The organism is Pseudomonas sp. FSO-7, assembly GCF_059579345.1.
In genome coordinates, this window is the sequence record NZ_CM184193.1 from 1,551,048 (window position 1) to 1,563,381 (window position 12,334).

At 54.4% G+C, this 12,334-nt stretch carries 8 protein-coding genes and 1 pseudogene; 3 read left to right on the forward strand and 6 right to left on the reverse strand.

What is annotated here, in order from left to right:
• Positions 1 to 84: 84 nt before the first annotated feature.
• Positions 85 to 714, reverse strand: a complete 630-nt coding sequence (locus AC515T_RS06765) for a LysE family translocator (protein WP_496531893.1) — start codon at positions 712 to 714, stop codon at positions 85 to 87.
• Positions 715 to 859: 145 nt separating this feature from the next.
• Between AC515T_RS06765 and AC515T_RS06770 the strand changes: the two genes are divergently transcribed.
• Together AC515T_RS06770 and AC515T_RS06775 are read left to right on the forward strand one after the other, a co-directional pair.
• Positions 860 to 1,336, forward strand: coding sequence for an Lrp/AsnC family transcriptional regulator (locus AC515T_RS06770; RefSeq protein ID WP_496531894.1), 477 nt, complete (start codon positions 860 to 862; stop codon positions 1,334 to 1,336).
• 541 nt (positions 1,337 to 1,877) lie between these two features.
• Positions 1,878 to 6,893, forward strand: coding sequence for a beta strand repeat-containing protein (locus AC515T_RS06775; protein WP_496531895.1), 5,016 nt, complete (start codon positions 1,878 to 1,880; stop codon positions 6,891 to 6,893).
• A gap of 143 nt (positions 6,894 to 7,036) precedes the next feature.
• Here the strand turns inward: AC515T_RS06775 and AC515T_RS06780 are convergent.
• The 4 genes and pseudogenes from AC515T_RS06780 to AC515T_RS06795 all read right to left on the reverse strand — a co-directional run bounded on the left by AC515T_RS06780 (position 7,037) and on the right by AC515T_RS06795 (position 9,829).
• A pseudogene (locus AC515T_RS06780) lies at positions 7,037 to 7,335 on the reverse strand (DUF3077 domain-containing protein).
• Between the two features lie 727 nt (positions 7,336 to 8,062).
• Entirely contained in the window at positions 8,063 to 8,230 is a 168-nt protein-coding gene (locus tag AC515T_RS06785) for a hypothetical protein (RefSeq protein ID WP_003198738.1), read from the reverse strand.
• Positions 8,218 to 8,952, reverse strand: coding sequence for a zeta toxin family protein (locus AC515T_RS06790; protein ID WP_447772709.1), 735 nt, complete (start codon positions 8,950 to 8,952; stop codon positions 8,218 to 8,220). The genes AC515T_RS06785 and AC515T_RS06790 overlap by 13 nt, the downstream gene beginning before the upstream one ends.
• Positions 8,953 to 9,217: 265 nt before the next feature.
• Positions 9,218 to 9,829, reverse strand: coding sequence for a hypothetical protein (locus AC515T_RS06795; RefSeq protein ID WP_496531896.1), 612 nt, complete (start codon positions 9,827 to 9,829; stop codon positions 9,218 to 9,220).
• Positions 9,830 to 10,173: 344 nt separating this feature from the next.
• Here AC515T_RS06795 and AC515T_RS06800 point away from each other — a divergent pair, with 344 nt between their 5' ends.
• Positions 10,174 to 11,382, forward strand: coding sequence for a tyrosine-type recombinase/integrase (locus AC515T_RS06800; RefSeq protein ID WP_496533085.1), 1,209 nt, complete (start codon positions 10,174 to 10,176; stop codon positions 11,380 to 11,382).
• A 12-nt stretch (positions 11,383 to 11,394) separates the two neighbouring features.
• Here AC515T_RS06800 and AC515T_RS06805 read toward each other — a convergent pair whose 3' ends face one another.
• Positions 11,395 to 12,291: a hypothetical protein gene (locus tag AC515T_RS06805; protein WP_496531897.1), complete on the reverse strand. Its 897-nt coding sequence runs from the start codon at positions 12,289 to 12,291 to the stop codon at positions 11,395 to 11,397.
• Positions 12,292 to 12,334: the final 43 nt, after the last annotated feature.

The window sequence follows — 12,334 nt, forward strand, 5'->3', positions numbered from 1 at the left end:
GCTGGGCTGCGAAGCAGCCCTCAGTTTTTCTGCACAGTTTGCCAAACGCCCACCTGTGAGTCCGATCAGCCTATCCCCAGGCCGCTATGACTGCTGCACAAACGTCAGCCGTACCGCAAAACCAATCAGAAGACTGCCAAACAACCACTGCTGTACGCGCTGGGCCGAAGGCGATCGCTGGAGCCAGCGTCCAAGTGCGACGCCCACCAATGCGTAGGTGCTGTCGAACAGCAGGCCGACGCCGACCAGCACCACGCCCAGGATCGCGAATTGCCCCAGCACCGGTCCAGCCTGTGGATCGATAAATTGCGGCAACAACACTGAGCAAAACAGCAAGGCCTTGGGATTGAGCAGATTTGTCAGCAGCCCACGCCGAATCGCTTGGTAGCAACGCCGTTTCCCGGCCTCGACAGCGGCGCCTTCAAAACTCGGCAACAACGTGGTCCGCAGGCATTGAAAACCGATCCATAACAAATAAGCAGCCCCGGCCAGACGCACTGCATCAAAGGTCCATGGCGCTGTCTTGAACAACGCTGAAAGTCCCAGCGCCGCCAACGCAACATGGCATCCCCGAGCAACTCCCAGGCCCATTGCCGTCGCCAGCGCCGCGCCCCTGCCCTGACGGGCACCGGTTTGCAGCAGCAGGATCATGTCCGGCCCGGGCAACAGATACGCCACCGTCAACGCCATCAAAAACAACCCGAGCTCTGCCATGTCACACCCCCTTCATCGACGATTCGCAAGTGCCAAGTCTATGGCCGGCGGGCAGGGCAGGTGGTTGCGAAGATAGCTTATAAAGCTTCGAGAATTGGCATAAGCTGCCAAATATCTGCGTCATACAATCGGAAAATGCCAACTCATGAAACTGGATGCCTTTGACCGCAAAATCCTCGTCGCGCTGCAACGCGACGGCCGCCTGAGCAACGTGCAACTGGCCGAAGAGATCGGCCTGTCCCCCTCACCCTGCCTGCGCCGTGTGCGGATGCTCGAAGAAGCGGGGGTGATTCGTGGTTACCAAGCCGTCCTGGACCGCGACGAAGTGGGCCTCGGGCTGACAATCTTCGTAGGCGTCAAGGTCGAACGGCACAACGACGAGCGAGCCGAAGCATTTCGCCAGGCAGTGACGGCATTGCCCGAAGTGATCTCGGCGTTCCTGGTATCGGGCGAGTCAGATTTTCTGCTGCAAGTCGTGGTGCCGGACCTGCGGGCTTATGACCGTTTTGTCACGGGGCAGTTGTTGAAATTGCCCGGGATCAGCGATATCCGGAGTAATTTTGCGATTCATACGGTGAAGACGCCGGGGGCGTTGCCCTTGGGGCATTTGCCAAGTGCTTGACTGGATACAGAGGGCGACGTAACGCAGGGAGAGCACCGCGGAGCCCGTGGTGAGGGAGCTTGCTCCCGCTAGGCTGCGCAACAGCCCTCTCGTGAGCGCTTCGCACTCAAGCGGGAGCAAGCCCCCTCGCCACAAGGCTCATTTATTCTCAGGCCGTATTGTCTATCTCCCCTTTAAGGATCCAGTTATCGGGTTTGCGCAACATCAGACCTCTTGTGTAAAGAGATGTTATTGTGCTATCACGCAAGGACGCTCAGTGCCCAGCTAACTTCCCAATAGGGGGAAGGGCCTTGGATGGAGCTCAGCATGGATCGGCTGCGTCAATACTCAATGGATCGTAAAAGATCAAACATATCCCGTTTTTTCAAATCGGGCGGTTTTGTCGTGCCTGAAATTTAATAAATGACACGTTAATTGCCCATTTTCTAGCCGAAAGCTCCGCTCAAGCTTTACTGGCCACAGCCGAAATTCATGCTGCAGTTTTGTAAAAAATACTGATATTACGAGACCTCCTCTACCATCCTTAAAGCAAGGAAGAAAAATGGCAGTTATCAATGGAACAGCTGGCGCAGATGCACTAATTGGCACCGCAGGCGATGATGAGATCAACGCTCTGGGCGGGAACGATGTAATCACGAGCAGTGCTGGCGCAGACAAAATTGATGGCGGTGCTGGTTCAGATACTGTCGACTACTCGGCATCTACTGAAGGTATCAGTATAGATGTGCGCCTGGGCACTGGACTTGTTGGACGGGGTGGCGACGCAGAGGGGGATACTCTCATTGGTATCGAAACCGTCATAGGCTCTGCCTTCAACGATGTGCTCTCCGCTGGTCCGTACAGCATCGTCACAGGGGTACGGCTGGAAGGGGGGACCGGCGATGACATCTACAACATCGGCATGGGCTACACCCCCACCATCATCGAACAGGCCGATGGCGGCGACGATGAAGTCCGCGTGTCGGTGGTCAATCCCAATAGCACCGTCCTTGCCGCAAACGTCGAGCGCCTGACCTTCGTCGGCACTGGCGCATACACCGGTTACGGCAACGACGGCAACAACATCATTACCGGCGGTTCGGGTAACGACACCCTGTACGGTGGCGCGGGCGCGGACCAGTTCATCGGCGGTGCCGGCTCTGACGTAGCGGGTTATCTCGACAGCAAAGAAGCTGTGACCATCAACCTCAAGACAGGCGTGCATTCCGGGATCGCGGCAGGTGATACCTATACCGGTATCGAGGTGATCAGAGGATCGAATTTCAACGACACCTTCGTTGGCGATGGTAGCGGTATGGATTTCGACGGCGGTGCCGGAGTCGACACGGTCGACTACTCGGGCTCGACTGCCGGGGTAAACGTTAATGTCCGTCTCGGAACGGGAACCGCAGGAGCGGGCGGGGATGCCGAAGGCACCATTTTAACGGGTATCGAAACGGTCATAGGCTCTGCCTTCAACGACGTGCTCTCCGCTGGTCCGTACACCATCGTCACAGGGGTACGGCTGGAAGGGGGGACCGGCGATGACATCTACAACATCGGCATGGGCTACACCCCCACCATCATCGAACAGGCCGATGGCGGCGACGATGAAGTCCGCGTGTCGGTGGTCAATCCCAATAGCACCGTCCTTGCCGCAAACGTCGAGCGCCTGACCTTCGTCGGCACTGGCGCATACACCGGTTACGGCAACGACGGCAACAACATCATTACCGGCGGTTCGGGTAACGACACCCTGTACGGTGGCGCGGGCGCGGACCAGTTCATCGGCGGTGCCGGCTCTGACGTAGCGGGTTATCTCGACAGCAAAGAAGCTGTGACCATCAACCTCAAGACAGGCGTGCATTCCGGGATCGCGGCAGGTGATACCTATACCGGTATCGAGGTGATCAGAGGATCGAATTTCAACGACACCTTCGTTGGCGATGGTAGCGGTATGGATTTCGACGGCGGTGCCGGAGTCGACACGGTCGACTACTCGGGCTCGACTGCCGGGGTAAACGTTAATGTCCGTCTCGGAACGGGAACCGCAGGAGCGGGCGGGGATGCCGAAGGCACCATTTTAACGGGTATCGAAACGGTCATAGGCTCTGCCTTCAACGACGTGCTCTCCGCTGGTCCGTACACCATCGTCACAGGGGTACGGCTGGAAGGGGGGACCGGCGACGACATCTACAACGTCGGCATGGGCTACACCCCCACCATCATCGAACAGGCCGATGGCGGCGACGATGAAGTCCGCGTGTCGGTGGTCAATCCCAATAGCACCGTCCTGGCGGCAAACGTCGAGCGCCTGACCTTCGTCGGCACTGGCGCATACACCGGTTACGGCAACGACAGCAACAACATCATTACCGGCGGTTCGGGTAACGACACCCTGTACGGTGGCGCGGGCGCGGACCAGTTCATCGGCGGTGCCGGTTCTGACGTAGCGGGTTATCTCGACAGCAAAGAAGCTGTGACCATCAACCTCAAGACAGGCGTGCATTCCGGGATCGCGGCAGGTGATACCTACACTGACATCGAGGTGATCAGAGGATCGAATTTCAACGACACCTTCGTTGGCGATGGTAGCGGTATGGATTTCGACGGCGGTGCCGGAGTCGACACGGTCGACTACTCGGGCTCGACTGCCGGGGTAAACGTTAATGTCCGTCTCGGAACGGGAACCGCAGGAGCGGGCGGGGATGCCGAAGGCACCATTTTAACGGGTATCGAAACGGTCATAGGCTCTGCCTTCAACGACGTGCTCTCCGCTGGTCCGTACACCATCGTCACAGGGGTACGGCTGGAAGGGGGGACCGGCGACGACATCTACAACGTCGGCATGGGCTACACCCCCACCATCATCGAACAGGCCGATGGCGGCAACGATGAAGTCCGCGTGTCGGTGGTCAATCCCAATAGCACCGTCCTGGCGGCAAACGTCGAGCGCCTGACCTTCGTCGGCACTGGCGCATACACCGGTTACGGCAACGACAGCAACAACATCATTACCGGCGGTTCGGGTAACGACACCCTGTACGGTGGCGCGGGCGCGGACCAGTTCATCGGCGGTGCCGGTTCTGACGTAGCGGGTTATCTCGACAGCAAAGAAGCTGTGACCATCAACCTCAAGACAGGCGTGCATTCCGGGATCGCGGCAGGTGATACCTACACTGACATCGAGGTGATCAGAGGATCGAATTTCAACGACACCTTCGTTGGCGATGGTAGCGGTATGGATTTCGACGGCGGTGCCGGAGTCGACACGGTCGACTACTCGGGCTCGACTGCCGGGGTAAACGTTAATGTCCGTCTCGGAACGGGAACCGCAGGAGCGGGCGGGGATGCCGAAGGCACCATTTTAACGGGTATCGAAACGGTCATAGGCTCTGCCTTCAACGACGTGCTCTCCGCTGGTCCGTACACCATCGTCACAGGGGTACGGCTGGAAGGGGGGACCGGCGACGACATCTACAACGTCGGCATGGGCTACACACCCACCATCATCGAACAGGCCGGAGGCGGCGACGATGAGGTCCGCGTGTCGGTGGTCAATCCCAATAGCACCGTCCTGGCGGCAAACGTCGAGCGCCTGACCTTCGTCGGCACTGGTGCATACACCGGCTACGGCAACGACAGCGACAACATCATTACTGGCGGTTCGGGTAATGACACCCTGTACGGTGGCGCGGGCGCGGACCAGTTCATCGGCGGTGCTGGCTATGACACGGCGGGCTATCTCGACAGCAAAGAAGCCATGACCATCAACCTCAAGACGGGGGTGTATTCCGGGATCGCGGCAGGTGATACCTATACCGGTATCGAGGTGATCAGAGGATCGAATTTCAACGACACGTTCGTTGGCGATGGTAGCGGTATGGATTTCGACGGCGGTGCCGGGGTCGACACGGTCGACTACTCGGGCTCGACTGCCGGGGTAAACGTTAATGTCCGTCTTGGGACGGGAACCGCAGGAACGGGCGGGGATGCCGAAGGCACCATTTTAACGGGTATCGAAACCGTCATAGGCTCTGCCTTCAACGACGTGCTCTCCGCTGGCCCATACAGGATCGTCACAGGGGTACGGCTGGAAGGGGGGACCGGCGACGACATCTACAACATCGGCATGGGCTACACCCCCACCATCATCGAACAGGCCGATGGCGGCGACGATGAAGTCCGCGTGTCGGTGGTCAATCCCAATAGCACCGTCCTGGCGGCAAACGTCGAACGTCTGACCTTCGTCGGCACTGGCGCATACACCGGTTACGGCAACGACGGCAACAACATCATTACCGGCGGTTCGGGTAACGACACCCTGTACGGTGGCGCGGGCGCGGACCAGTTCATCGGTGGTGCCGGCTCTGACGTAGCGGGTTATCTCGACAGCAAAGAAGCCATGACCATCAACCTCAAGACGGGGGTGTATTCCGGGATCGCGGCAGGTGATACCTATACCGGTATCGAGGTGATCAGAGGGTCGAATTTTAACGACATTTTCTATGGCGGTAGTTCGTTCATGATGCAGGATGGCGCGGGTGGCGTGGATCTAGTCACTTATGAACAGTCTGACAGCGCGGTGACGATCGACCTGACCAACGGCACTGACACAGGGGAGGCTGCTGGTCATACCTACGCCAACATTGAAATGTTTCAAGGCAGCCATTTTAACGACACGCTATCGGGCTCTGGTGTGAAGGACATCTTCATTGGTGGCGTCGGGGCAGATGTCATCGATGGTCGCGCAGGTCTGGACAGTGCTTTTTACATTACAAGCACAACAGGCGTCTCGATCAACTTGCAGACTCAAATCAATCAGGGTGGCGATGCAGAAGGTGATGTATTGCTCAACATCGAACACGTGTTGGGCAGTCACTTCAACGATGTCTTGGTTGGAAACACCGGTGTTAACTATCTGGAGGGCGGATTGGGCAACGACGTCATCGACGGCGGGGACGGCAATGATTTCATCTATGGTGGACTGACTTCGTCGATAGGACCTTTCAACGTCGATGGCTCGGCGAATGGGCCGCAGGCAGACATCTTGTACGGCGGCAGCGGTAACGACAGCATCGTCACGGCTGCCAGCGACGAGGGTACTCAAGCCTACGGTGAGGTCGGAAGTGACACTATCACTGTGGCACATGGCATGGCTGATGGTGGAGAAGGCAACGACCTGTTGACCGGTACAGGCGTGGGCTTTTCACTGTCAGGAGGTCAGGGGGATGACAGGCTGGTATTGCAGGCCGGAGGTTTTGCTAACGGTGGTGAGGATGGCGATACCTACACCATCAATACTCCAACGTTAGTGACGATTCAGGATGACGGCATCAGCAGCGGCGACAAATTGGTTTTGTCATATATCAGCAGCTCTGAACTGTTGGCTGATCGCATCGGTAATGACCTCTATCTGCACCGATCAAGCTTCGATCCAGGACAGACACCGCAAGAAGGTGTGCGCCTCGAGGATTGGTATGCAGGTTACGACACCATCGAACAGATCCAGACAGCTGATATGCAGCTCATCACTCTGTCGGGCGTTAACCAGTTTGCCAATGATCTGTTTTCCTAAACAGCAGATAGCGTTCTTGCCGAGCAACGAACGACACAAGTAGGCACCCAAGATACAAAAAGCCCCGCTGCGAAAAGCGCCGGGGCTTTTTGTTTTGTCGTTAAATGGGACTTGCGGCTCCCATTCTCAAACGGACTGTCTATCTATTGTTTCTCGGCTTTTTTTCTAACTTCAACTTTCGGTCTTGGCGTAATGACTTTCACAACGTCATCAATCACCGCCTTGCTCATCTCCAACAAAAAATGCGCAGCCCAGGCGTAGCGGTCGGTGCTCTTTTCAAACGCCGCATCTTCGGCAAGCCGGTGAGCGAGATGCAAAAGATCCGACGCCCGTTCCAATGCCTCTTGGATGGGTACACCGCCGTTGACACGAAACAGTGCTCGATCAGCGGAATAGTTGAAGGGGTGTAGCCGATGGTTTTTAGCTCAGTGTTTTCGTTCATGGCCTGCCTCCGAAGATCGGAAAGTCGTTGGCCCGAAGCTGAAGCTTGGTTCGGTAAGCGCGGAAATAGGATGGAATTACGTTTCGCATAGTTTCACTCCTTGACTTGAGAAACCGCCGCCATCCTTTCCTAGATTCGGGTGGCAGCCGTACGTGGGCTAGGAACCGGGAGTCAAGGCACCCGGCACACCCGAGGGTGTCCCACGCACAGCCGCCATAAAACATCATCGCAAACACAAAAAGCGCCTGCAATTTTATGGGCGCTGTGCGCCTTGAATTCAACGGGTTCCTAGGCCCGGTCGCTGAATTTGCAGCGACGTCTGGAGAGTAGTCATCGAAGGGCAAGGGCAACGAGGCGAAAACTCGCCGAAAAGCAAAGTAAGCGCACCCCCTACGCAATTCTCGGATTTTGCCTACAAATCTCCCCTAGGGCCATGCGATACGTGGCGAGGGAGCTTGCTCCCGCTGGGCTGCGCAGCAGCCCTCTCATGAGCGCTTCGCACTCAAGCGGGAGCAAGCTCCCTCGCCACGGGATTCATTTTTCTCAGGACAATTGTCTATCTTTCCTGCAAAGGTCCCGTTGTTGAGGTTGTGCAACGTCTCGCTGGCCATAGTCGGCTTTCCAAACTTGCCGGCGTGCCCATAGGCGCCAGAGCGTGAAAGCAGGTTAACGGCGGAATGAAAAAGCCCGGCGGTCGGCCGGGCAGTTTTGGAATCCAGCAACGTGATCAGGCTTGCTTTGCACGCGCAGCCAACATCACTTCATTCTGTTTTTTGGTAGCTTCGGTCAGCACTTCACTGTAGACGCGTTTTTTTTCTTCCGATTTCGCATTACGAATGAAGTCTGCGAATGGGCTCGTGGATTCCTTTGTGGATCCGAGTTTCATGGTAAACATGGGGTTGCTCCGTCATTTATCCCAAGCATGGCCATCAGTTCGTGTCGCGTATGCTTCTCGGGGATATGGTAGTCGATCTTGTCAACGCCAGCCTTGTAGAGGCGTCCAGAATTATCAATGTGCTTCACAAGCAGATCGACATGTAGATCCTTGCCAAACTCTAGCTTAAGCGTGTTTACCACGTCACGTGCTGCAAAGTATTGGTCGACGAAATGCTCAGGTCGAATCCTCCGTCCTTCGGCTTCCTCACGGGCCGTTACAAAGGCCCAAGCAAGCCTAGGATCTTGATAGACGTAGAGTATTTGTACAAATCTCCCTTTGTCGAGGCACCGCTGCACATTTTTCCTCGCAATCTCTATATTTGAAAGAGTCCCATCCAGCAGAAAAGATTGCTTTCGATCTAGGGCGAGGTCAATCAGCTTCTCAACAAGAATTGAAACGGCGCCTTGGAAAAGCCAGGCATTGCCACCCTGATACGCTTCAAATTCGTTTCTGAGCTCGTCTGGATCAATTCGTAAGATGGGCGTATCACAGAAAAGGTTCAGCAGCGCTAAAGATGCTTCTGTTTTACCCGCGCCCGGCGACCCAGCCATGAAAACCGAAACAGGTTCTTTTTCGGGTGGATACTTGGTCTGATCCGTGAGCCGCTTGCCAATAGCCTTCTTGTTTGATCGGGAAAACCTGATCGCGTCATCCCAGATGGCCTGCTCTTCTCCCGTCATTCCAAGCCTTTTGTCTTCTTGCACTGAATGCGGACCCTCTTCGTGTGACTGGTGATTTGCCGTTTGTGCTCCGGGCTTTACCGTACCGCATGCGACACCTGGGAGGGGGGAATTACGACGTAATCCGCCGTGCTGACCTTGTCCAAGTGTTTCTAACCTAGAGGTGGCAAGGCCCCATTGGCCGGTGCGCTTCGCATAGCTAGTAGGTGATGAATCGAGATGTGCGTCACATGACATGACGCAGAGATCCGCCTCAGTCAATGGCTCAATTTTGAGCGTCTCTTGGTGACAACAGATCTGTATTGCGATGAAGAATTTTAAAAGCGCCTGCTGCACAACGCCTCGCAATAGCCTTCAGCATGCGCCGACGGATAAGCCCGTTGACCGGGCGAATCAAATACCAATACGACGTAAAACTTCGCAACGCATCCGCGTCGAGGCAATGCCCCCGTGTCTGCGTGATGACTCTCGCCAAGCCCGGTCGCAGCAACTGGCAGGTGAAGCTAATGACCAGCTTCACATTCCCCGGCTCATTGAATAGCTCGAACGCTGCGGCATCCGCGACAACGATTTGGCCGTAGTCAGCTTTCCACAGCTTGCCGGCGAGCCCGTAAGCGACCTCTACGTCGCCGTTGCGCTGAAGTAACGTGAAATTATCCATGCCAAATGAAGTGCGTTGATCAGGCTCTGGGTGCCGAGATCGACCCAGCAGGCGCATGGGGAGTTCGCGAAGCTTGATTGCATACCGGAAAAAACGGTCGTCTTCGGGGCGGTGGGCGAGGATTGCCGCCATGGCATGGGAAGGGTCCACGGGGATGTCCACGGTATGCAATTCACTGAACTGATACGTAGGCAGATATGAGTCAATCAGGTGCATCCTTGCTCTCCTTCATAGCTACTCGGTGTGAACCTCAGGGGCGCAAATCCCACAAAACTCCAGACCAAAAAAAACCGGCCACCAAGGGCCGGTTTTTTTAATCCCCCGTCAAAAACACACAACGCAGGACCAGAATTCGATTGGAGCGGGTGAAGGGAATCGAACCCTCGTTATCAGCTTGGGAAGCTGTATGGCGTGGAATATCAGTCAATTTTATTTCGTCCTTTTGCGTGCTAAAAATGCTTATAAAACAATGATTTAATTTGGTGTTTTAGTCTCATTGCATATCAGGTAATCTGTTGTTATTTCCGGCTAACAGACACCCCGAACAGACACCATACGTGATGCTAACAGACAAACAGATACGATCAATGAAACCTGGTGAGACCGACTACACGCGCTCTGATCAGCGTGGTTCACGCGGCAGCGGTGTGCTTGTCGTCAAGGTTAAAACCACGGGAATCAAAGAGCTTTACTATGTTCGTTATGTCCAGCAGAAAATCCGCCGAAAAAAGCTAGGCAATTGGCCGGATTTGTCATTGTCTGAGGCACGGTTGTTGTGCAGTGAGGCAGCCAAAACTGTTACTTCAGGTGGTACGCTCTCACTGCTCCTCGACTCCTATGTTTCAAAGCTGAAGACCGAGGACGCGGCCTCGCACGATGATGTTAAATGGTCGTTCAAAAAGTACGTCACTGAGCCACATCCTGAGATCGCGAAGCTGCCGGCTACCCTGGTTGAGCCTGGCCACATCAAAGAAATTCTGTCGAAGATGATTCAGGATGGGGTGACAACATTTACTAATCGAGTCAGAGCCCGGCTGCATGCGGCGTTTCAGCACGGTCTCAATCAGGAAAATAATCCTCGAGACTATCTGAAGGACGGAGTTCAGTTTGGGTTGAAGCACAACCCTGTAGCCGGCGTGCCGGTGCAGAAGGATTGGGAGAAGCCGGGAGAGCGAGCGCTATCGGCTAAGGAGCTGGGCACGCTTTGGAACTTGCTGCCGGAAGAACTTAGTATCGTGACATCTGAGTTAATCAAGTTTCTAATCGCAACGGGGGGCCAGAGGCCCACCCAGTTGCTGGCCTCGGACCGGAGTATGTACCACAAGGATCACATGTTGATTAGGGATGCAAAAGGCAAAGCGGGGGAGCGCACCGCGCATGTGGTGCCGCTTAATAATTTGGCGTTGGCCTGCTTGAAACGATTATCCATGATCACCGCCAACGATCCGTATCCATTCGCTGGCAAGGACCTAAACGATTCTATACATACTAATTCGCTATCGAGAGCAGTCACTAAGCTTTATTCAAGGAATAAAGATAGTTTCACTGGGCCGTTCACTCTTAGGGATATCCGCAGGACTTGTAAAACCTTGATGGGCGTAGCGGGCATTAGCAAGGAAATTCGGGACCGCATCCAAGGGCATGCGTTTTCAGATGTCTCATCAAAGCATTATGACCGCTACGACTATTTTAAAGAAAAACTGACCGCCCTTGATCTTTGGGCCTCATGGTTGGAAACAGAGGCCAAAATCAACAAGGATGCAGGTTAGGCACTGTAGTTTCTACTTCGGCGTCAATAATCGATTGAGGGCGTTGGTGATTTCTACTTCGTCCTTAAGAGCCTGTGACAAGCGGTCTGATAGTTCGCCAAGCACCACGCGAACGCTGGCCGCGTAGCCTAGACAGTCTTCATCAGAAAGATTATGGATTCCGTCACTCAATGCTCTGTATAAAAGTTTCAGTGGGCTGTGGCCGTTAATAAGTAAGCTTTCGGGCATCGCATCTTTTGCCATGTCTAGTGCTTTTGTAAACTGGGTTTCCAGTAGAGCGGCGTTCAGGATGTCTACCTTTTCTTTCGGAGCGCCAATTTTTTCAGATACTTTTACGATTTCTTTAAATATTCTATTTTTTTGGTGTTCTACTACACGCCGATAATAAACAAATGCTCCGACCCCCAAACCCTGATTTTCACACCTTCTGCCCTTTAAAAAATTATCTCTGTCAGGGCCGATTAGTTTTAGTAGTCTTGCTGCAACGGGAGGGCCGAATACCGGATTTTCACCATACTTTATCAAGGTTCCGCTATATTCTTGGTCTTCTCTGTAAGCCGTAATGGCATATATTTTTTTATGTTTTTGGCAGTTTGAGCAGCGATAGCTTATGAAACAATTAGTTGTGGTTTCCGCTCTTATTGAAGTTCTATCTCCATCGATGCAGCGATGAAAACGAACGCCATTACAAGATTCTTCTGAACAATGAATCTGTATTTCAGGTGTTTTTAAGTAATAGTGCTGGCTGCCACCATTCCACTTCAACTCCATTAAGTCATGGATGTGCGCTATCTGATTTGGTGGGGAGGCCTCTAGGAACTCAGCGAAAGATTGCGATAAAACCTCGGTAGGTTCGACTATGGTTTCACTTGTCATAAGGCTATCCGAACATAAAAATGCGAAGGCCATATGTAGCGCCTCCGCACTGTTTTGTCCAACACTGCAATTGAAT